The organism is Falsiroseomonas sp. RANM36, from assembly GCF_056682175.1.
The window spans coordinates 1,447,287-1,467,816 of the sequence record NZ_JBWXTD010000003.1; the positions used below are offsets into that span (position 1 = coordinate 1,447,287).

At 74.0% G+C, this 20,530-nt stretch carries 16 protein-coding genes; 9 read left to right on the forward strand and 7 right to left on the reverse strand.

The genetic code is table 11. From position 1 onward, the window contains the following. The 3 genes from AC1MIR_RS11805 to AC1MIR_RS11815 all read left to right on the forward strand — a co-directional run. A partial coding sequence (locus tag AC1MIR_RS11805) for a hypothetical protein (protein ID WP_480028348.1) occupies nt 1–1,152 on the forward strand: 1,152 nt, incomplete at its 5' end. Next, a complete protein-coding gene (locus AC1MIR_RS11810) occupies nt 1,152–1,823 on the forward strand; it encodes a hypothetical protein (protein WP_480028349.1) in 672 nt (223 codons plus the stop codon). The genes AC1MIR_RS11805 and AC1MIR_RS11810, both read left to right, overlap by 1 nt. Then, nucleotides 1,823–2,788, forward strand: coding sequence for a peptidoglycan-binding protein (locus AC1MIR_RS11815; protein ID WP_480028350.1), 966 nt, complete (start codon nt 1,823–1,825; stop codon nt 2,786–2,788). Before AC1MIR_RS11810 ends, AC1MIR_RS11815 begins: the two co-directional genes overlap by 1 nt. Before the next feature lie 19 nt (nt 2,789–2,807). Here the strand turns inward: AC1MIR_RS11815 and AC1MIR_RS11820 are convergent, their stop codons facing one another. After that, a complete protein-coding gene (locus tag AC1MIR_RS11820; RefSeq protein WP_480028351.1) occupies nt 2,808–3,827 on the reverse strand; it encodes an NAD(P)/FAD-dependent oxidoreductase in 1,020 nt (339 codons plus the stop codon). Between the two features lie 117 nt (nt 3,828–3,944). Between AC1MIR_RS11820 and tsaE the strand changes: the two genes are divergently transcribed. From tsaE to trxA, 6 genes are all read left to right on the forward strand, one after another. Next, nucleotides 3,945–4,400 (forward strand): tRNA (adenosine(37)-N6)-threonylcarbamoyltransferase complex ATPase subunit type 1 TsaE, encoded by a 456-nt coding sequence (gene tsaE, locus AC1MIR_RS11825; RefSeq protein ID WP_480028352.1) that lies wholly within the window; start codon nt 3,945–3,947, stop codon nt 4,398–4,400. Continuing rightward, the gene (locus AC1MIR_RS11830) at nt 4,397–5,389 is read left to right on the forward strand and encodes an aminoglycoside phosphotransferase family protein (RefSeq protein WP_480028353.1); all 993 of its coding nucleotides are present in this window, start codon (nt 4,397–4,399) and stop codon (nt 5,387–5,389) included. Before tsaE ends, AC1MIR_RS11830 begins: the two co-directional genes overlap by 4 nt. Continuing rightward, nucleotides 5,386–6,243 carry a nucleotidyltransferase family protein gene (locus tag AC1MIR_RS11835; protein WP_480028354.1) on the forward strand — a complete coding sequence of 286 codons (858 nt, stop codon included), beginning with the start codon at nt 5,386–5,388 and terminating at the stop codon, nt 6,241–6,243. Before AC1MIR_RS11830 ends, AC1MIR_RS11835 begins: the two co-directional genes overlap by 4 nt. Nucleotides 6,244–6,253: 10 nt before the next feature. Then, nucleotides 6,254–9,316 carry a double-strand break repair protein AddB gene (gene addB / locus AC1MIR_RS11840; protein WP_480028355.1) on the forward strand — a complete coding sequence of 1,021 codons (3,063 nt, stop codon included), beginning with the start codon at nt 6,254–6,256 and terminating at the stop codon, nt 9,314–9,316. Next, nucleotides 9,313–12,789 carry a double-strand break repair helicase AddA gene (gene addA, locus AC1MIR_RS11845; protein WP_480028356.1) on the forward strand — a complete coding sequence of 1,159 codons (3,477 nt, stop codon included), beginning with the start codon at nt 9,313–9,315 and terminating at the stop codon, nt 12,787–12,789. The genes addB and addA overlap by 4 nt, the downstream gene beginning before the upstream one ends. 116 nt (nt 12,790–12,905) lie before the next feature. Continuing rightward, complete coding sequence (trxA, locus tag AC1MIR_RS11850; protein ID WP_480028357.1) at nt 12,906–13,235, forward strand: thioredoxin TrxA; 330 nt, start codon at nt 12,906–12,908, stop codon at nt 13,233–13,235. Between the two features lie 48 nt (nt 13,236–13,283). Here trxA and AC1MIR_RS11855 read toward each other — a convergent pair whose 3' ends face one another. From AC1MIR_RS11855 to trpB, 6 genes are all read right to left on the reverse strand, one after another. Further along, nucleotides 13,284–13,907, reverse strand: coding sequence for a 3-keto-disaccharide hydrolase (locus tag AC1MIR_RS11855; RefSeq protein WP_480028358.1), 624 nt, complete (start codon nt 13,905–13,907; stop codon nt 13,284–13,286). A gap of 105 nt (nt 13,908–14,012) precedes the next feature. Continuing rightward, a complete protein-coding gene (locus AC1MIR_RS11860; RefSeq protein WP_480028359.1) occupies nt 14,013–15,302 on the reverse strand; it encodes a bifunctional folylpolyglutamate synthase/dihydrofolate synthase in 1,290 nt (429 codons plus the stop codon). Continuing rightward, nucleotides 15,302–16,240, reverse strand: coding sequence for an acetyl-CoA carboxylase, carboxyltransferase subunit beta (gene accD / locus AC1MIR_RS11865; RefSeq protein ID WP_480028360.1), 939 nt, complete (start codon nt 16,238–16,240; stop codon nt 15,302–15,304). Before accD ends, AC1MIR_RS11860 begins: the two co-directional genes overlap by 1 nt. Before the next feature lie 149 nt (nt 16,241–16,389). Then, complete coding sequence (locus tag AC1MIR_RS11870; RefSeq protein WP_480028361.1) at nt 16,390–18,165, reverse strand: ATP-binding protein; 1,776 nt, start codon at nt 18,163–18,165, stop codon at nt 16,390–16,392. A 183-nt stretch (nt 18,166–18,348) separates the two neighbouring features. Next, entirely contained in the window at nt 18,349–19,188 is an 840-nt protein-coding gene (gene trpA, locus AC1MIR_RS11875) for a tryptophan synthase subunit alpha (protein WP_480028362.1), read from the reverse strand. Between the two features lies 1 nt (nt 19,189). Then, a complete protein-coding gene (gene trpB / locus AC1MIR_RS11880; RefSeq protein WP_480028363.1) occupies nt 19,190–20,428 on the reverse strand; it encodes a tryptophan synthase subunit beta in 1,239 nt (412 codons plus the stop codon). Nucleotides 20,429–20,530 lie beyond the last annotated feature (102 nt).

A 20,530-nucleotide genomic window follows, 5' to 3' on the forward strand; every position in this document is an offset into this window, starting at 1 on the left:
GCCGCCCGGGCGGCCGGCGCGGCCGCGCGCCGCGCCGGGGGCCCCGCCGGGGGGGGCGCCGGCGCCGGCGGCGCCACGCCGGAACAGCAGGGCCGGCTGGCGACGCTGCGCGACGCGCAGGGCAAGCTGCAGGCGCTGCGCAGCCTTATCGCGGTGGTCGGCACGCTCGGGGTCGGCACCGGCGCGGTGGCCGGCGCCGACCGCGCGCTGTCGCGCGTGGACGGGCTGCTGACGCGCATCGGGCCGGTGATCGGCGGACAGGCGAACGCCGACACGCTGGGCAAGCTGGCCGAGGAAGCCGGCGCCGCGCTGCGCGACCTCGGCGATCTCGGGCCGGTCGGCAATGCTGTGGCGGACGCCATGGCGACCGTCGGCCGCGTGGCGCAGCAGAGCGCGCCCATCGCCAGCATGCTCGGCGGCATCTTCGGCGGCGGCGCGGTCGCCGGGCCGGCGGGCCTCGTCGCCGCGGTGGTCGTCGGCGGCCTGCAACTCGTCAAGGAGAAGGAAAAATTCGACCGCTGGAAGGCGGCGATGCTGGACACGCCGCTCGACCTCGGCCTGCTGCCGCCGGTGGTGGATGGCGGGCTGGCGACCGCGGCGCTGCTGCGCGCGCCGCAACTGGCCCAGCGGCTCGCCCCGGGCGGCGTGATCGAGCCCGCCCTCGCGCTCTCGGTGTGGGAGGCGGTGGGTGTCGCGGCGGGCCGGCCGCCGGTGGCGGCGCGCGACCTCGCCGCGCAGGTGCTGGCCGACATGCCCGGCCCGGGCTGCGAGGAGCTGCGCCGCCATTTCGCCGGCAACCCGGACGCGCTCGCCGACGCCATCGAGGATTTCCGCGCCGCCATGACCGGCGCGGCGGCGCTGCAGGGACTCGACATGCAGCGCATCGTGGTAGGCGGCGCCGAGGTGTCCACGACCGCCCTTGCCGGCGCCGTGCGCGCCGCCCGCCAGGACAGCCGCGTCGCCGCCGAGCTCGAGCGGATGGTCTACATGGTGGAGGCGCTGGGCAAGGCCGATCCGGCCATGCTCGCCCAGGTGTCGGCCCGGCTTGGCGCCGCCGACTTCCTGCGCAGCGCGGAAGCGGAGGCCGCGGACAAGACGCGGGCAGCCGAGCTGGCCTCGACCGCGCCACCCGCCGAGGGAGGATCCGGCTGATGCGCCACATCGCCCTCCTGCTCGTGCTGCTGCTGGCGGCATGCCAGCAGCCGTCGCGCGAGACCGTGCAGCTGGCCGGCGAGCTGCGCCGCAGCCCGCCCGGCACCACCCTCGCCATGGCCGACCGACCCTTCGACTGCGATGTCGCCGACCGCGCCTGCGTCACGCTCTGGCTGCATCGCGGCGCCGCCTGCGCCAGCCTGGCCGAGGCGCCGACGACACCGGAGGCGCAGCGCCCCGCGCGGCGGGATTGCGCCGTGCAGGCCTTCTCCCGCGCCCGCGACCTGATGCCGCCGGACGCGACGGCCGATGAGCGGATGGAAACGGCGATCCGGCTCGCCGATGCGCTGGAACGCCAGCGCGACCGCGCCATCGGCGAGCAGCGCCGCGCCGCGAACGAGGCGATCCTCGCCGCCATCGCGCCGCTGCGCGCCAGCCCGCGCGGGCCGGGCGACGGCTATGCGGACTACTACGCCGCCGGCGTCGGGCTGAACCGCGTGCAGTCGGGCGACATCGCACCCGGCGGCCGCTGCGCCGCCCTGGCCGAGGCGCGGGACCAGGCCGCCGGCGCCGCCGAGGCGCCGGGCCTGCCGCCGCTCGGCAACCGCATCGGCCAGCGCCGCGCCGCCATCGCGGCGCAGTTCGCCGCCCAGACCCCGAGGTGCGCCTGATGTCCGAGGTGGCCGCCCCCCCGACGAAGCTGACCCGCAACTGGTGGTTCACCCAGCCGATGATGCGCGGCGACGAGGTGTTCTGGGCGCAGCGCCTGCTCAACGACCGCGCCGGCGCCGCGCTCAAGCCCGACGGCCTGTTCGGCGCCGCGACCCGCCAGGCGATCATGGCCTTCCAGCGCCGCCGCGGCCTGGCGGAGGACGGCGTGCTCGGCCCCGTCACCTGGACCGCGCTGACCGGGGAGGGCCGGCCGGGTGCGGCGCTGAAGACCGGTGTCGAGAGCATCCTCGACGCCGAGACCCTCGCCGCACTCGGAACGCGGCACAGCCGCTATCCGGATGGCGTGCCCTGGCGCCTGACGCGGTCCGGGCTCGAGGTGGACGGCGCGCCGGTGGAGCCCGACGCGGCGGAGGCGGATCTCGCGCTGCGGGTGCTGACCGACTTCGGCGACGCGATCGCCACGGCCTCGGCCCGCTTCCCCGTGCCGGCGGAGCTGGTGGTCGCGACGATCTGCACCGAATCGAGCGGCGATCCCCGCGCCAAGCGCTTCGAGCCGGGCTGCGACCTGGACGACCCCGCGCGCACGCCGCGCCGCGTCTCGGTCGGGCTGATGCAGACCCTGCTCTCCACCGCGCGGGAGGCGCTGGGCGACGAGACGCTGAGCCTTGCCGCGCTGGAGAATCCCAGCACCTCGATCCGCGCGGGCATGGCCTATATGTGGCGCCAGGCGGGGGACACGCGCTTCGATCCGCCGCTGGTCGCCTGCGCCTACAATGCGGGGTCGGTGCGCTACCAGGGCTCGGCGGGCAACCGCTGGAAGCTGGCGCAGTACCCGATCGGCACCGGCAAGCATGCCGACCGCTTTGTCCGATTCTTCAATGCCGCGATGGCGGCCATCGCCACCCGCGGCACCGACGCGCTGCCTTCCCCCGCGGTGTGCTTCGTGGGGCTGCTGAAGCGCTGAGACAGCGGGCCGCCGGGAATCACCCGGCGACGGGCAGCCCCTTGCTGGTGCTGTATTCGAAGTGCAGCGCCTCGCCCGGGAAGATGCGCGGATGGATCGCGTGCGCGGCCATCGCGGCTTCCGAAAAACCCTGCAGGATCAGCTTCAGTTTGCCCGGATAGGTCGCGATGTCGCCGATGGCGTGCACGCCGGGGATGTTCGTCTCGCAGGTGGCGGGGTCCACCCGCACATGCTTCATCTCGACGCCGAGCCCCCATTCCGCGATCGGGCCGAGCTCCATCGAAAGCCCGTAGAAGGGCAGCAGGAAATCCGCCGGGATCGCCTTCACCTCGCCCTTCAGCGTCGCGACCTCCACCGCCGTCAGCGCGCCGCCCTCGCCCTGCAGCCCGTGCAGCTGGTAGGGGATCGCCATCTCGATCTCGCCGCGCTCGCCCGCGGCCTTCAACTGCGCGGCGCTCTCCGGTGCGCAGCGGAACTTGTCGCGCCGGTGCACCACGGTCACCTTCGCCGCGATCTGCTTCAGCGACAGGGCCCAGTCCACCGCCGAATCGCCGCCACCCGCGATCACCACGCGCTTCCCCCGGAAATCCTCGCGCCGCGTGACCAGGTAGCGCACCGCGCCGGTGGCCTCGTGGGCGGCAAGCCCGTCCAGCGGCGGGCGGTTCGGGCCGAAGGCGCCGGCGCCGGCGGCGATGATCACCGCCTTGCAGGCGATGGCGTCGCCCGCGCTGGTCGCCAGCTCGAAGCCGGCTTCGGTGCGCGTCAGCTTCTCCACGCGGCGCGAGAGCAGCATCAGCGGATTGAACGGCCGCGCCTGCTTCTCCAGCGCGGCGATCAGGTCGGCCGCCGCGATCTCGGGATGCGCCGGGATGTCGAAGATCGGCTTCTCGGGGTAGAGCGCGCTGCACTGCCCGCCGGCGGCGTCGAGCGCGTCGATCACCACCGTCTTCATCCGCAGCATGCCGCATTCGAAAACCGCGAAGAGCCCCACGGGCCCCGCGCCGATGATCGCGACATCCGTCTCTACCCTGGCCGGCATCGTCCGTTCCTTGCCGAAAGCGCGGTTCTGTAGCGGCTGGCGGCCTGGCGATCAAACCGCGAACCGCGCGCTTGTGCCGGCCACCTTGCCGGGGGCAGATTGCCCCGCGAACCCGGCATGCAAGCTCCCGTGACGATCCATCTCCCCGATGCCGCGGCGACCGAGGCGCTGGCCGCGCGCCTCGCCGCGCGCGCGCGGCCCGGCGACGCCATCCTGCTGGAGGGGCCGCTCGGCGCCGGGAAGAGCACGCTCGCCCGCGCCTTCCTGCGCGCGGCAAGCGGCGATCCGGGGCTGGAGGTGCCTTCGCCCACCTTCACGCTGGTGCAGGGCTACGAACTGCCGATCGGCGCGGCGCATCACTTCGACCTCTGGCGACTCGACGGCCCGGCGGACCTGGCGGAGCTCGGCTGGGAGGAGGCGCGGGAAGGGATCGTGCTGGTCGAATGGCCCGACCGACTCGGCGCGCTGGCGCCGGCCGACGCGCTGACCATCGCGCTGGCGCCAGGTTCCGCGGAGGACCAGCGCGTCGCCACCCTCACCGGCTGGACCGGCCGGCTGGCGGGGCTGGCATGAGGGAGGGCGCCGAGGACCTGCTGCGTCAAGCCCGCTTCGGCGCGGCGCGGCGCGAGGCCCTGCCCTCCGACGCGTCCTTCCGCCGCTATGTGCGGCTGCATGACGGCCCGCGCGCCGCGCTGCTGATGGACGCGCCCCCGCCGCAGGAGGATGTGCGGCCGTTCTTGCATGTGGCGCGGCACCTCGCGCGCATCGGCCTGTCGGCGCCCGAGATCCTGGGCGCCGATGCCGAACGCGGGTTCCTGGTGCTGGAGGATCTCGGCGCGGAGACCATGGCCATGCGCCTGGATGCCGGGGCCGATCCGCTGCCGCTCTATCTCGCCGCGGCCGAGGCGCTGGCTGCGTTGCACGCCGCGCCGCCACCCGAAGGCCTGCCGGCCTGGGACGCGGCGCGCATGGCGGAGACCGCGGCGGCGACCTTCCTCGACTGGTGGTGGCCGGAGGCGCTGGGCGCGCCGCCGGATGCCGCCACGCGCGCGGCCTTCCGCGACGCGATCCTGGCGATGCTCGCCCCCTTCGCCGCGCGCGGCTTCGTGCATCGCGACTTCTTTCCGGCGAACCTGATCCCGCTGGACCGCGCGCCGCCGCGCCATGTCGGCATCCTGGATTTCCAGGACGCGGCTTATGGCCATCCCGCCTACGACCTGGTGTCGCTGGTGGAAGATGCGCGGCGCGACGTGGCGGATGATGTGCGCGAGGCGGCGATCGCGCGCTACCTCGCCGCGCGGCCAGCGCTGGATGCGGAGGAATTCGCTGCGGCGATGGCGGCCCATGCGGCGCAGCGGCATCTGCGCGTCGCGGCGCTGTGGACGCGGCTGGCGCGGCGCGATGCCAAGCCGGGCTACCTGCGGCACGGCCCTCGCTGCTGGGCGCTGCTCGACCGCGCGCTGGCGCATCCCGCCACGCAGCCGCTGCGCGATTTCCTCGATGCGCATGTGCCGCATGCGCTGCGCGCCAATCCCGCCTCGCTCCAGGAAGAACCGGCATGATCGCACCCACCCACGCCATGGTGCTCGCCGCCGGCCTCGGCACGCGCATGCGCCCGCTGACGGACGACCGGCCGAAGCCTCTGCTGCCGCTGGAAGGCCGGTCGCTGCTGCATCATGCGATGGACCGGCTGCGCGATGCCGACATCCGAAGCATCGTGGTGAACGCGCATTGGTTCGCCGAGCAGGTTGCCGATGCGGTCGAGGCCTATGGCGCGACCCCGTCGCCGCTGGTGCTGCGCGAGACGGCGCTGCTGGAGACGGGTGGCGGCGTGAAGGCCGCGCTGCCGCATCTGGGCGTGGGGGGGGGGGGGGGGGGGGGGGGGGGGGGGGGGGGGGGGGGGGGGGGGGGGGGCCGGGGGGGGGGGGGGGGGGGCGCGCCGGCGCGGCCGCCGGGGGGGGGCGGGCGGCCGCCGCGCGTCGGGGGATCGCCCTTCGTCGTCGTGAATGGCGACGCCTTCTGGCTGGACGGCCCGAGCGCGGCATTGCGCCGCATGGCCGCCGCCTTCGACCCGGAGGAGATGGACGCGCTGCTGCTGCTGGTGCGCACCGCGCATGTGGATGGCGAGACGGGGCGCGGCGACTTCCTGCTGGACCCGCTCGGCCGCGCGCGCCGCCCGAAGGAGCGCGAGATCGCGCCCTACCTCTTCGGCGGCGTGCAGATCCTGTCCCCGGCCCTGTTCGCCGACACGCCGGACGGGGCCTTCTCGCTGAACCTGGTCTATGATCGTGCGATCGAGAATGGCCGCCTCTTCGGCCTGGTGCATGACGGCGCCTGGTTCCACCTCTCCACGCCGCGCGACCTCGACCGCGCCGAGACGATGCTGCGCGCGGGAATCCTGCCCGCGCTGTTCTGAGCAGCGCCGCATGAAGCTTTTCGATATTCCGGCGCATCTGCCGTTCCTGGACTGCCTGGCGGCGGGCATCCTGGATGCGATGCGCGACCAGCCGCCGGAAGCGCTGGCGCGCGCCACCATCCTGCTGCCGACGCGGCGTTCCGCGCGCGCGCTGCGCGACGCCTTCCTGCGCGAGGCGCGCGAGAACGCGCTGCTGCTGCCGCGCATGCGCGCGCTGGCCGGCCTGTCAACCGAAGACGCCGACGAGCTCGCTTTGCCCGCGCTGCTCGACCTGCCGCCCGCGGTGGAGCCGCTGACGCGCCAGGCCGTGCTGACCGGCTTCGTCATGCGCCTGCCGCCGCGCCATGGCGGCCCGACCACGCCGGAGCAGGCCTGGCAGCTCGCCGGCGAACTTGCTCGGCTGTTCGACGAGGTCGCGCTGGAGGAGAAGGATCCCGACCTGCTGCAAGCCGCCGATCCGCTGCGCTTCGCAGAGGCCTGGCTGGCACGGCTGGAGTCCCTCGTGCCGCAGGAACAGGCGGTGCATTGGCAGATCACCACCACCTTCCTGCGCGGCGTGGCCAGCGCCTGGGTGGGCTGGCTGGGCGAGCGCACCCTGCTCGACATCGGCCTGCGCCGCGTGCTGGCGCTGCGTGCGCAGGCCGAGGCGTGGCGCGCCGCACCGCCCACGGAACCCGTCATCGCCGCCGGCATCGGCATCGGCGGCACCATTCCCGCGGCGGTGGAGCTGCTGCGCATCGTGGCCGACCTGCCGCAGGGCGCGGTGGTGCTGCACGGGCTGGATCGCGCCGCGCTCGGCCGCATCTGGCCGCATGTGGACTCCGCGCCGACGCATCCCTTCGCCTCCCAGGCGCGGCTGCTGACGGCGATGGGGGCGGATGCCGCGCGCATCCGCCCCTGGCCGGGCTGCGCGGCCATCGCCGTGCGGCGCGTGCCCGAAGCGCGCGCCCGCCTGATCGAGGTCGCGCTGCGCCCGCCCGCGGCGCTGGAGGAATGGACCACGCCCGCGCCCGACACCTGGCGCGACGCGCTGCAGGGTCTCTCGCTGCTGCAGGCGCCCGATGCGCAGTCGGAAGCCGCCGCCATCGCGCTGCTGCTGCGCGAGGCGTTGGAGACGCCCGGCAGCCGCGCCGCCCTCGTCACGCCCGATCGCGACCTGGCGCGCCGCGTCTCGGCCGAGCTCACGCGCCACGGCATCCTGGCCGATGACAGCGCCGGCGAGCCGCTCGGCACCACGCCCGCCGGCGCCTTCCTGCGCCTGGTGGCGCGCATGGTCGCCGAGGATTTCGCGCCGGTGCCGCTGCTCGCCGCGCTGAAGCATCCACTCGCCGCCGCGGGGATGGATCGCGCGGAGTGGCTCGCGGCGCTGCGGCTTCTGGAACGCCGCGTGCTGCGCGGGACGCGCCCGCGTGGCGGCCTCGCGGGTCTGCGCGATGCGGCGGAAGCGTCCCCCGCGCAGGATGCCGTGACGCAGGCGCGCATCGTCGCGCTGCTGGATGCGCTGGTCTCGGCGCTGGACGGCTTCGCGCGCCTGTCCGGCCCGTCGCGCCCGCCCGCCGACCTCTTGCAGGCGCATCTCGCCGCGGCGGAGGCGCTGGCCGGCACGACGGAGCAGCCGGGCGGCCTGCGCCTCTATGCGGGCGAGGAAGGCGAGTTGCTGGCGACGCATCTCGCCGAGCTCGCCCCGGCCATGGCGGAACTGCCGCCGATGGACCCGAAATCCTGGCCCGCGCTGTTCGACGCCGCGCTGGAAGGCGTCGCGGCACGAAGCAGGCGCAGCGCGCGCGGGCGCGATGCCGCGGCGCATCCGCGCGTGGAAATCCTCGGCCTGCTGGAAGCGCGGCTGCTGTCCTTCGACCGCGTCGTGCTCGGCGCGCTGGACGAGACGGTGTGGCCGCTGGCGACCGATCCCGGCCCCTGGATGAGCCGGCCGATGCGCGCGCAATTCGGCCTGCCGGAGCCCGAGGCGCGCATCGGCCGCGTCTGCGCCGATTTCTTTCTCAGTGCCTGCGCCGCGCCGGATGCCGTGCTCTCGCGCGCGGCGCGGCGCGGCGGGTCGCCCACCGTGCCGGCGCGCTGGCTCACGCGCTTCGGCACCTTCCTCTCCGGCCAGGGCTTGCGGCTTGCGGAGAGCGAGGCGGCGCGCTGGGCCGCCGCGCTGGATCGGCCCGCGCAGGTGCGCCCCGTCGAGCGGCCGCGCCCCGCACCGCCCGCCGCGCTGCGCCCGCGCGAGATCAGCGTGACGGAGGTGTCCGACCTGCTGGCCGATCCCTACGCCTTCTATGCGAAGCGCATGCTGCGGCTGCGGCGGCTCGACGACCTCGATGCCGATGTCGGCGCGATCGACTACGGCCAGATCGTGCATGGCGCGCTGGCCCGTTTCATCCGCGACGTCTCCGGCGGCCCCTGGCCCGGCGAGGATTCGGCGCGCGCGATCTGGCAGCGTGCGGCGGCGGAGGCGCTGGCCGAGCAGGGACCGCGCCCCGGCCTCGCCGCCTTCTGGCGGCCGCGCCTCGCGCGCATCGGCGACTTCGTGATCGAGCAGGAAGCAACGCGGCGCGCCGCGGGCGGCATCGAGGCGAGCCATGTGGAGTGCGAGGGGCGCCTGGTGTTGAAGCGCCCGCGCGGCGAGGTGGTGCTGAAGGCGCGCGCGGATCGCCTCGACCGCTTCGCCAACGATCAGCTTGCGGTGCTGGACTACAAGACCGGCAATCCGCCCAAGGCCGATGCGCTGCACACTGGCGACGCGGCGCAATTGCCGCTGGAAGCCGCGATCGCGGAAGCGGGCGGCTTCGCGGGCGTGAAGGGGGCCGCGGTGCGGGAGCTGACCTACTGGAAGCTCACCGGCGGGCAGGAGTCGGGCACGATCATCCCGATGGAGACCGAGGCGCAGGAGATTGCCGAACTCGCCGCGGAGTCGCTCGAAAGGCTCGCCGATCTCGTGGACCGCTTCCTGCTGGGCGAGGCGCCCTTCACCGCGCGCCCGCATCCGCTGCGCGCACCGCGCGGCGGCGACTACGACCACCTCTCGCGCATCGCGGAATGGGCGGAAGCGGAGGATGACGGAGAATGACCCTCGTCCGCACCCCGCGTCAGGAAGCCGAATACGAGCAGGGCCGCGGCTCCGATCCCGCGGCCTCCGCATGGGTCACGGCATCGGCGGGCTCGGGCAAGACGAAGGTGCTGACGGACCGCGTGCTGCGCCTGCTGCTCGCGCCCGATGCGCGGCCGAACGCGATCCTCTGCCTCACCTTCACCAAGGCGGCGGCGGCGGAGATGGCGACGCGGCTGGCGGGCCGGCTCGGCGCCTGGGCGGTGCTGCCGGAATCGCAGCTTGCCGAGGAACTCCGCAAGCTGCTGGACGCCACGCCGACGCGCGAGGACCTGTCGCGCGCGCGAAAACTGTTCTGCGACGTGCTGGAACTGCCCGGCGGCATGCGCATCAGCACCATCCACGCCTTCTGCCAGTCGCTGCTGCGTGCCTTTCCGCTGGAAGCCGGCCTCTCGCCGCAATTCGGCGTGGTGGAGGACAGCGAGGCCGCGGCGCTGCTGGCCGATGCGCAGGAGGAGGTGCTGGCCGGCCCGCTGACGCCGCGGGATGCGCTGGAAGCGTTGGCCGCGCTGGTGCCGCCCAACGCCTTCGCCGACCTGGTGAAGGCGCTCACGCGCGATCGCGTGCGCCTGGCGGCCGCGCTGCGCGGCGCGGGCTCGCTGGACGGTCTCTGCGCCGCCATCGCCGCGCATCTCGGCATCGCGGCGGCGGCGCATGAGGCGGCGATCATCGAGGCCGCGGCGCAGGCCGGCGCGCCGGAGCTCGTCGCCGCCGCGCGCCTGCTGCAGGCCAGCCGCAACGCCAACGACCAGGTGCGCGGCGCGAAGCTGCTGGCCTGGCTGGAGCTGGACGGCGCCGGGCGCACCGCGCAGTGGGATGCGTGGTGCGACATCTTCCTCACCGACAAGGGCACGGTGCGCGCGCGCCTGGGCACCAGGGACATCGGCGCGCGCCAGCAGGAATGCCTCGACATCCTCCAGGCCGAAGGCGAGCGCCTGATGGCGGTCGAGGGCCAGCGCCGCGCCAGCCGGCTGCTCGCCGCGACGCGCGCGCTGCTCGGCCTCGGCAAGCCGGTGCTGGACGGTTACGCCGCACGCAAGCGCGCGCGCGGGCTGATGGACTATGACGACCTGATCCTCGCGGCCGAGGGCGTGCTGAAGGACCCCGGCAGCGCCTGGGTGCTCTACAAGCTCGATGGCGGGCTCGAGCATGTCCTGCTCGACGAGGCGCAGGACAGCAACCCCGCGCAATGGAGCATCGCCGCCGCGCTGACGCAGGAATTCTTCGCCGGCGCCGGGCGCGAGCGGAAGGGCGCGCCGCCGCATCGCACCGTCTTCGCCGTCGGCGACGTCAAGCAGTCCATCTACGGCTTCCAGGGCGCCGACGCCTCCGGCTTCGGGCGGTGGCAGCGGCATTTCGCGGCGCGCTGCGCGGCGATCGCCAGCACGCTGCGCGAGGTGCAGCTCAAGGTCTCCTTCCGCTCCACCGCGCCCGTCCTCGCGCTGGTGGATGCCGTCTTCGCCGCCGGCGCGGCGCGCGCCGGCGTGGTGGAGGGCGACGCGGTGCTGGAACACCGCGCCGACCGCATCGGCCATGCCGGCGCGGTGGAGCTCTGGCCGATGCTGGAAGCCGCCGAGACCGAGCCGCCGCCGCCCTGGGCCGTGCCGGAGGCGCCGAGCCGCACGGCAGGTCCCGATGCGATGCTGGCCGAGGCCGTCGCCGCGCGGATCAGGCACTGGCTCGACAGCGGCGAGATGCTGCCCGCGCGCGGCCGCGCCATGCGTCCGGGCGACATCCTGGTTCTGGTCCGCAAGCGCACCGGCGGCCTTGTGCCGCGTCTGCTGCGGGCGCTGAAGGAGCGCGGCGTGCCGGTGGGCGGCGCGGACCGCCTGCGGCTCGCCGAGCAGATCGCGGTGCAGGACATGCTGGCGCTGGCCGATGTGCTGCTGCTGCCGGAAGACGACCTGCAGCTCGCCACCCTGCTGAAATCGCCGCTGATCGGCTTCGACGAGGCGCAGCTGTTCGCCCTCGCCCATGGCCGCAGCGGCAGCCTGTGGGGACGGCTCGCGCAGGAACGCGGGCGCGACACGCCGGAAGGCCGCGCGGCGGATTGGCTCGCCATGCTGATGAACCGCGCCGACCTCGTCACGCCGCACACGCTGCTTGCCGAAGTGCTGGGCGAGCATCGCGGGCGCCAGAAGCTGCTCGCGCGGCTCGGGCCCGACGCCGCCGATCCGCTGGACGAGCTGCTGAACGCCGCGCTCGACCATGAGCGCCGCCATCCGCCGAGCCTGCAGGGCTTCGTGCACTGGCTGCGCCGCGGCGGGGCGGAGATCAAGCGGGAGCAGGAAGGCGCGGCCGACGCCGTGCGCGTGATGACCGTGCACAACGCCAAGGGCCTGCAGGCGCCCGTCGTGATCCTGCCCGACACGGTGAACCGCGACCGCGACGATCGTTCGGTCCGCTGGCACATGGGCGGCGCGGCGCCCATCCCGCTCTGGGCGCCGCGCAAGGAGGCGCATGCGCCGGCCTACACCGACCTGCTGGAGGCCGAGAAGCGCGCGCGGGCGGAGGAGGAGCACCGGCTGCTCTATGTCGCGCTGACCCGCGCCGAGGACCGGCTGCTGGTCTGCGGCTGGCAGCGCCGGCGGCCGAAGAACGCGGACTGGCCCGAGGGAAGCTGGTACGACCTGGTCGCGCAGGGTTTTTCCCGCGCGGGCGCCGCGGAACTGCCCTTCGTCCCCGCCGATTTCGGCGCCTCGCCGGAGGCTCGATTCGCGGGCACCACGCTGCGCCGGCTGGACTGCCCGCAGACGGCAGCGGCGAAGCCTGACGGCCGCGACGCCCCGGCGCCGCTCGCCGCGGACCTGCCGCCCTGGGCGCTGGTGGCGGCACCGGCCGAGGCGGGCCATGCGGTGCTCGCCCCCTCCGCCGTGCCGGCCGAGGATGAGACGCCGGCCGCGCCGCCGCATGGCCGCGCCGATCCCACCGGGCAGCGCTTCCGCCGCGGCCGCCTGGTGCACGCCCTGCTGCAGCACCTGCCGGAACAGGACCCGGCGGCGCGGGAGGCGGCTGCGCGGGCCTTCCTCGCCCGCCCCGGCCACGGCCTCACCGCCGCCGAGCAGGGCGAGACCCTGGCCGAGGTTCTGGCGCTGCTGGCGGAGCCCGACCTCGCCGCCGCGCTCGGCCCCGGCAGCCTGGCGGAGGCGCCGATCGCGGGGCGGCTGGGGGAGCGGCTGGTGAGCGGGCAGGTGGACCGCCTGCTGGTCACAGCCGATCGCGTCCTGGTGCTGGACTACAAGACCAACCGCCCGCCGCCCCGCAGCCTGGAGGAGGTGCCGCCGATCTACCTGCGCCAGATGGCCGCCTATCGCGCCGTGCTGCGGCTGGCCTTCCCCGGGCGCGCGGTGGACTGCGCCCTGGTCTGGACCTACGGCGCGCGACTCATGCGCCTTCCAGGCGAGATTCTCGATGCCCATGCGCCCGGCGCATGACGCCCTGTTCGGTCCGGTGACAGCGACTGCTTGACCCGGCCGGGTCCCGCCACGATCTTGCCGCGAACCTGGCCGCCCCGAGACAACCCCCCAGGGGCGGCCCCCGGAGACAGGCGATGAGCGAACTCACCAAGGCTGTGACCGACGACAGCTTCAGGCAGGACGTGCTGGAAGCATCCGGCCCGGTGCTGGTGGATTTCTGGGCCGAGTGGTGCGGCCCCTGCCGGATGGTGGCCCCGATCCTCGACGAGATCGCGAAGGAATACGAGGGCAAGCTGACCATCGCGAAGGTCAACATCGACGACAACCCGATGACGCCGAACGACTACGCGGTGCGCGGCATCCCGACCATGATCCTGTTCAAGGACGGCAAGCCGGTGGACACCAAGGTCGGCGCCCTGCCGAAGAGCGCGCTGAAGGACTGGGTCGCCAGCAAGCTGGCATAAGCGGGCGAGCGGCGCGGCGAACCGCGTCGCCCCGATCCCTGGCGCCGCCTACAGGCGCCGGATCTCCACCTTGCGGAAGCGGATCACCCCGGTGTCGTTCACCGCGTTGTTCGGGCCGGGGACGCCGTTGCCGTGCTGCAGCGCGATGGGCCCGCTGCGGAAGCGCGCATCGCGCACGCGGTCCGCGGTCTTCTGCCCGTTCAGCACCACGCTCAGCGCATCGCCCTCGGCGGTGATCTCGAAGCTGTTCCAGCGCCCGCCGGCCTTCGGCATCGGGTCCACCGCCGCGACATCCACGATCGCGCCCGTGCCGTAGCGCTGCTCCGGCCGTTCGTCCCAGATGTTCACCTCGTAGGAGCTGGCCGAGGCGATCGCGGCCGGGTTCTGAGCGCGGATGAAAATGCCGCTGTTGGTGCGGGTGTCGGCGAAGAACTCCACGCGCAGTTCGAAATCGCCGAAGCTGTCCTGGCTGACCAGGAAGCCGTTGCCGCGATCCGCCACCAGCGCGCCGTCCTCGACGCGCCAGTTTGCGTCCCCCACCCGGTTCCAGCCGCCGAGATCGCGGCCGTTGAAGAGCGCCGCCCAGCCGCCCGTCTGGGCGAGCGCGACGCGCGGAAGACCGGCCGAGCCGGCCAGCAGGGCCAGCGCCGTGTTCATTGACCTGCGTTTCATCGCAGTCCCTTTCCTGGTGTTTCCTCGAAGCACGGCCAGCGTAGAACTTTCGGACCGGCGAAGGACAGGCGAACCGCATGCCCCGCCGAGGATTGCCCGTCCGCCTCAGCGGGCGTCGAGCTTCAGCACCTCGCCCGCCAGGTAGAGGCTGCCGCAGATCAGCACGCGCGAAGGCGGACCCTGCTTCGGCAGGGCCGCCAGCGCCTGCTCCACCGTGCCGCCCGGCCGCGCGGCGCCGCCGCGGGCGGCGACGATCGCCTCCACCGGCATCGCCAGGTGCTGGCCGGGTTCCTGCACCGCCCAGAGCGTCGTCGCATGCGGGGCGATGGAGGCCAGGAATTCCGGCGCCTGCTTGCCGCCCTTCATGCCCACCAGCAGATGCGCCGGCCGGTCCGCGAAGGCGCTGGCCAGGTGTTCCGCGATGGCGAGGCCCGCGCCGGCATTGTGCCCGCCATCCAGCCAAAGCTCCCAGCCCGCGGGCAGCAGCGCGGCGAGGCGGCCGGTCAGGCGCTGCATCCGCGCCGGCCATTCGGCGCGCGCGACGCCGGCCGCGATCGCGGCGTCGGTCAGCCAAAGCGGGTTCCAGGCACGCAGCGCGGCGATGGCGATGCCGGCATTGTCGGCCTGGTGCGGGCCCGGCAGGCCGGGCGGCGGCAGGTCCAGCGCGCCGCGCGCATCGGCGTAGCGCAGCGCGCCATCGGCGCCGCGCTCCATATGCCAGTCGCGCCCGCGGGCCAGCAGCGGCGCGCCGCGCTCCGCCGCGACCGCCGCGATCACGGCCAGCGCCGCATCCTCCTGCGCGCCGGTCGCGCAGGGCACGCCCGGCCTGATGATCCCCGCCTTCTCGAAGGCGATTTTCGCGAGCGTGTCGCCCAAGAAATCCATGTGGTCCATGGAGATCGAGCTGATCGCCGTCGCCGCCGGCGCGTCCACCACGTTGGTCGCGTCGAAGCGCCCGCCGAGGCCGACCTCCAGCACCAGCAGGTCGGCCGGCACGGTGGCGAAGAGGTGCAGCGCGACGGCGGTGGTGATCTCGAACACCGTGATGGGCGCGCCGCCATTCACCCGCTCGACATGCTCCAGCGCATCCGACAGCGCCTCCTCGCTCACCAGCGCGCCGGCCAGCCGGATGCGCTCGTGGAAGCGCACGAGATGCGGCGAGGTATAGACATGCACCCGCAGCCCCGCGGCCTCCGCGATGGCGCGCAGGAAGGCGCAGGTGCTGCCCTTGCCGTTGGTGCCGGCCACATGGATCACCGGCGGCAGCCGGCGCTCGGGATTGCCGAGTGCATCCAGGCAACGCCGCATGCGCCCGAGGCTGAGGTCGATCAGCTTCGGGTGCAGCGCGTGCAGGCGTTCGATGATGGCTTCCGAACGGGAAGCGGGCAGATCCATCAGGCGGGCTTCGCGGCCTCGGTGGCTTCCGCGGGCTCGGGAGGAGGCAGGGCGACCAGCTCGGGCTCGGGCTCCGCGGGTGGCGGCGGCAGCTTCTCGCGCAGCAGGGAAATCAGCCGCGCCAGCGTCGCGCGCATCTCGTGGCGCTTCACCACCATGTCGAGGATGCCGTGCTCCAGCAGGTATTCCGCGCGCTGGAAGCCCTCGGGCAGCTTCTCCCGCACGGTCTGCTCGATCACCCGCGCGCCGGCGAAGCCGATCAGCGCGCCGGGCTCGGCGATCTGGATGTCGCCCAGCATCGCGAAGCTCGCCGTCACGCCGCCGGTCGTCGGATCGCAGAGCACGACGATGAAGGGCAGGCCGGCTTCCTTCACCAGCCGCGTCGCGATCACCGTGCGCGGCATCTGCATCAGGCTGATCGTGCCTTCCTGCATGCGCGCCCCGCCGGAGGCGGTGAAGACGATCAGCGGCGCGTCCTGCAGGACCGCGAGCTTCGCCGCGGTGACCAGCGCCTCGCCCACGCCGGCGCCCATGGAGCCGCCTAGGAAGGAGAATTCGAAGGCCGCGACCACCACGCGCCGGCCTTCGATCGCGCCCTGCGCGACGACGACCGCGTCATCCATCGCGGTCTTGGTCTGCGCGTCCTTCAGCCGTTCGGAATAGCGGCGCTGGTCGCGGAAGCGCAGCGGGTCGGCCGGCGCCTTCGGCAGCTCGATGCGCGACCAGCCCTCGTCCAGCGTGGCCCGGATGCGCGCCTGGGCGGAGAGGCGCATGTGGTGGCCGCAACTCGGGCAGACATGCAGGTTCCGCTCCAGGTCGCGGTGGAAGATCATCTGCTCGCAGGCGGGGCATTTGTGCCAGAGGTTGTCCGGCACTTCCCGCGAGGTGCCGATCAGGCCCTTGATCTTCGGCAGCGCCCAGTCGGTGATCCAGTTCATCGCAATCCCTGTCGCGCGCCGTGGTCGCGCCTTCGCCGCGGCACCCCTGGCGCCCCGGTCCGCCCTTGGCCGGAAGGTCGCCTGCCCAGGGCGCGTCCCGGTCGGAGCGTGCTGTAGGCGGGAGTGGCGGCGCGGCGCAAGGGCGGCGCTCAGCCGGCCTGCCGCCGCGCGGCCTGGATCGCGGCGACCAGCGCCGCCTGGCTGCAGGGCTTCGCCAGGGTGACGATGCCCGGCGGCCCGCCGCCCGGCAGCTCCCCATAGCCCGTCGCCAGGATCATCGGCAGCTCCGGCCGGATCCGCCGAACTTCGGCGGCCAACTCGATGCCGGTCATCCCGGGCATGCCGTGATCGGCCAGCACGACATCCACCGCCGCGCCCTGCCGCAGCCGCGCCAGCGCGGCGGCGCCGGATTCCGCCTCGACCACCGCATGGCCGAGGTCTTCCAGCATCGCCGCGGTGCTGGCCAGCACCAGCGGGTCGTCGTCCACCACCAGCACCGCGCGCCGCGGCCCCGCCTCGGACGGGGCCGGGGCCGCGGCCTCGGTCGGCGGCGGCGCAGCATCCTCGGCCTTCGGCAGCCAGAGCTCGGCAGTGGTCCCGACGCCCTTGCGGCTGGCCAGCACCAGCCGCCCGCCGGATTGCTCGGCCAGGCCGTGCACCAGCGACAGGCCGAGCCCGGTGCCCTTCCCGCTGCCCTTCGTGGTGAAGAAGGGCTCGGCTGCGCGGGCCAGGGTGGCCTCGTCCATGCCCTCGCCTTCGTCCTGCACGGCCAGCACCACGAAGGCGCGGCCGCCGGGCGTGTCGGGCGCCTCCGCGCGCGCCGAGATGGTGATGGCGCCGCCGCCGGGCAGGGCATCGCGCGCATTCACCACGAGGTTGAGCAGCGCCAGCTCGAGCTGGCTGGGGTCCACGCGCGCCGGCGGCAGGCCGGGCGGCAGCGCCACCTCCAGCCGGTGGCCGGGCCCGATCGAGCTGCGCAGCAACTCGTCCATGCCGGCCAGCAGGTCGGGCAGGGCCACCGCCTCGGGCCGCAGCGTCTGGCGACGGCCGAAGGCGAGCAGGCGCCGCGTCAGCACCGCGCCGCGCTCGGCGCCCTGCACGGCGCTGTCGAGCAGGCGCAGCGCCCGCGCGTCGTCCTCGGGCAGCCGCTTGCGCAGCAGCGAGAGGGAGCCGAGCACGACCATCAGCAGGTTGTTGAAGTCATGCGCGATGCCGCCGGTGAGCTGGCCGAGCGCCTCCAGCTTCTGGGCGTGGTGCAGGCTGGCGGCGGTGGCGCGGTGGTCCTCGATCTCCTGTCGCAGCCGGGCGTTCGCGGCGTCGAGTTCCGCCTGGCGACGCCCGAGGCTGAGCCGCAGCAGCGCCTCCTGCCGCCAATGGCGGTTCGCCTGGGCGCTGACGATGGCGAGCGTCGCGAGGTAGAGCAGGATCATCGCCGCGCCGGCGATGCCGCGCTCGCTGCCGTCGAGGGCGAAGCGCGCGGCGACCGGCAGGCCGGCGGGCAGGATGAAGCCGAGCGCGGTCGGGAGATGGGCGAAATGCAGCGCCGCGGCGCCCGCGCACATGCCGCCGACCACGAAGACCCAGAACAGCTGCTCCGCCGCCCCCTCCGGCCAGAGAAGCGCGGCCCCTCCGCCCCACAGAAGGCCGGCCGCGGCGGCACCCGCCACGCTCGCCGCCGCCCAGCGCGCCGCGCGCGCATCCGCGTCGGGCGCACTGCGACGGGCGGACCACAGGCCGAGCCGCAGCGCGCCGATGGCCAGCGCGAGGCCGAGCCAGACCAGCACGCCGGCATCGGCGCCGGCGGCGCGCATCACCATCGCGAGCAGGACGGAATTGGCCAGGGTGACGCCGACGGCGAGCGGCACCTGGCGCTGGACCGCGGCGACCTGCGCCGCCCGCACCTCGGCGTCCGGCGTGACCCTCACCGCCGCCGACCCGCCCGGCCCTGCCGGCGCTCGCGGTCCGGCTGCGCCGCCGCCATCGGAAGCCTCCAACCGCCCGTCTTCACATCGGCGGGAGTCTCGCATGGCTGCCCGCGGCCGCCACAGACCTATTTCGGACGAGGCGGCTGGCGCGGTTGGGCAGGCTTGTCCCCCGGGCGGGCCGTCTCAGCCCGGCACGGTGTCGCGCTTCACCGCCCGGATCGCCTGGGACAGGCCGCGCACCTGCGCCAGCACCTGCGGCGCCGTCTCCGCCGTGGCGCGGCCTTCGGCGTCGAGCGTCGCGGCCAGCGTGTCCACCAGCGCCGTGCCGACCACCGCACCATCCGCGACACGGGCCGCGATGGCCGCCTGTTCGGGAGAACGGATGCCGAACCCGATCGCCACCGGCAGGTCGGTGTGGCGCTTCAGCGCCGCGATCGCCGGCGCGAGGGAGGCATAGTCGGCGCTGCGCGTGCCCGTGATGCCGGTGATCGAGACGTAGTAGATGAAGCCGGTGGTGGCGCCGAGCACGCGCGGCAGCCGCGCCTCGTCCGTGGTCGGCGCGATCAGGCGGATCAGGTCGAGGCCGTTGGCCTTCGCATGCGGCTCGACCTCGTCGGCTTCCTCGGGCGGCACATCCACGACGATCAGGCCGTCCACGCCCGCCGCCGCCGCATCGGCGCAGAATGTCTGGACGCCATAGGCGAGCATCGGGTTGTAGTAGCCCATCAGCACGACGGGCGTGTCCTTCTCGGTCGCGCGGAGTTCGCGCACCAGGTCGAGGATTCCGGCCACGGTGGCGCCGGCCTTGAGCCCGCGCTGCCCCGCCTTCTGGATCGAGGGGCCGTCCGCCATCGGGTCGGTGAAGGGCACGCCGATCTCGATCACGTCGGCGCCCGCCCCGGGCAGTCCCTGCAGGATCTTCAGCGAGGTGGCGCGGTCGGGGTCGAAGCCGGTCAGGAAGGTGACGAGCGCGCCGCGGCCCTGGGCCTTCAGCGCCGCGAAGCGCGTTGCGATACGGCTCATCTCAGATGCTCTCGCCGAGGTGCCGCGCGACGGTGAAGATGTCCTTGTCGCCGCGGCCGCAGAGATTCATCAGCAGGATGCGGTCCTGCGGCAGCGTCGGCGCCATCTTCATCACATGCGCCAGCGCATGCGCGGGCTCGAGCGCGGGGATGATCCCCTCCTGCCGCGAGCAGAGCTGGAAGGCGGCCAGCGCCTCCTCGTCCGTCGCGCCGACATACTGCACGCGGCCGATCTCGTGCAGCCAGGAATGCTCCGGCCCGACGCCGGGATAATCGAGGCCGGCGGAGATGGAATGCGCCTCCGTGATCTGGCCGTCGCCATCCTGCAGCAGGTAGGTGCGGTTGCCGTGCAGCACGCCGGGCCGCCCGCGCGACAGGGCTGCGGCATGCTCATGCGTATCCAGGCCGCGCCCCGCCGCCTCCACGCCGATCATCGCCACGTCCTTGTCGTCGAGGAAGGGATAGAACAGCCCCATCGCGTTCGAGCCGCCGCCGACGGCGGCGATCAGCGCATCCGGCAGGCGGCCTTCGGCCTCCTGCATCTGCTGCTTCGCCTCCTCGCCGATCACGGACTGGAAGTCGCGCACCATCTGCGGATAGGGGTGCGGGCCCGCGACCGTGCCGATGCAGTAGTAGGTGTCGTGGACATTCGCGACCCAGTCGCGCAGCCCCTCGTTCATCGCGTCCTTGAGCGTCGCGGCGCCGGAGGTGACGGGCCGGACCTCCGCGCCCAGCAGCTTCATGCGGAAGACGTTGGGCTGCTGCCGCTCGACGTCGGTCGCGCCCATGTAGACCACGCAGGGCAGGTCCATCAGCGCGCAGGCCGTCGCGGTGGCCACGCCATGCTGGCCGGCGCCGGTCTCGGCGATGATGCGCGTCTTGCCCATCTTCCTGGCCAGCAGGATTTGTCCCAGCACCGCGTTGATCTTGTGCGCGCCGGTGTGGTTCAGCTCGTCGCGCTTGAAATAGACCTTCGCCCCCATCCCCGGCGCCGCGCCCTTGCGCAGATGCGCCGTCAGGCGCTCGGCGAACCAGAGCGGGCTCGGCCGGCCGACGTAATGCGTCAGCAGGCGGCGCCATTCGGCCTGGAAGGCGGCGTCCCTCTTCGCCGCCTCATAGGCGTGCTCGACCTCGAGGATCAGCGGCATCAGCGTTTCGGCCACGAAGCGGCCGCCGAATTCGCCGAAGCGGCCGCGGGCGTCGGGACCCTGGCGCAGGGAGTTCGGGAGAGGCTTGTTCACCGGGCGTCGTCCTCCTTCGGCCCAGATCGCGAAGACCGTCGGGCATGGCCGGCCCGATCTAAAGCAGCGCCCGTTCGAGTGGAACCGCTGCGCGGTTCCGCC

What these genes read in the sequence shown, in the direction of transcription:
- accD (WP_480028360.1), bottom strand. Translation starts at nt 16,240, where the DNA reads ATGAACTGGATCACCGACTGGGCGCTGCCGAAGATCAAGGGCCTGATC.
- addA (WP_480028356.1), top strand. Translation starts at nt 9,313, where the DNA reads ATGACCCTCGTCCGCACCCCGCGTCAGGAAGCCGAATACGAGCAGGGC.
- AC1MIR_RS11820 (WP_480028351.1), bottom strand. Translation starts at nt 3,827, where the DNA reads ATGCCGGCCAGGGTAGAGACGGATGTCGCGATCATCGGCGCGGGGCCC.
- AC1MIR_RS11830 (WP_480028353.1), top strand. Translation starts at nt 4,397, where the DNA reads ATGAGGGAGGGCGCCGAGGACCTGCTGCGTCAAGCCCGCTTCGGCGCG.
- AC1MIR_RS11835 (WP_480028354.1), top strand. Translation starts at nt 5,386, where the DNA reads ATGATCGCACCCACCCACGCCATGGTGCTCGCCGCCGGCCTCGGCACG.
- AC1MIR_RS11810 (WP_480028349.1), top strand. Translation starts at nt 1,152, where the DNA reads ATGCGCCACATCGCCCTCCTGCTCGTGCTGCTGCTGGCGGCATGCCAG.
- addB (WP_480028355.1), top strand. Translation starts at nt 6,254, where the DNA reads ATGAAGCTTTTCGATATTCCGGCGCATCTGCCGTTCCTGGACTGCCTG.
- trpA (WP_480028362.1), bottom strand. Translation starts at nt 19,188, where the DNA reads ATGAGCCGTATCGCAACGCGCTTCGCGGCGCTGAAGGCCCAGGGCCGC.
- AC1MIR_RS11860 (WP_480028359.1), bottom strand. Translation starts at nt 15,302, where the DNA reads ATGGATCTGCCCGCTTCCCGTTCGGAAGCCATCATCGAACGCCTGCAC.
- trxA (WP_480028357.1), top strand. Translation starts at nt 12,906, where the DNA reads ATGAGCGAACTCACCAAGGCTGTGACCGACGACAGCTTCAGGCAGGAC.
- AC1MIR_RS11855 (WP_480028358.1), bottom strand. Translation starts at nt 13,907, where the DNA reads ATGAAACGCAGGTCAATGAACACGGCGCTGGCCCTGCTGGCCGGCTCG.
- tsaE (WP_480028352.1), top strand. Translation starts at nt 3,945, where the DNA reads ATGCAAGCTCCCGTGACGATCCATCTCCCCGATGCCGCGGCGACCGAG.
- AC1MIR_RS11815 (WP_480028350.1), top strand. Translation starts at nt 1,823, where the DNA reads ATGTCCGAGGTGGCCGCCCCCCCGACGAAGCTGACCCGCAACTGGTGG.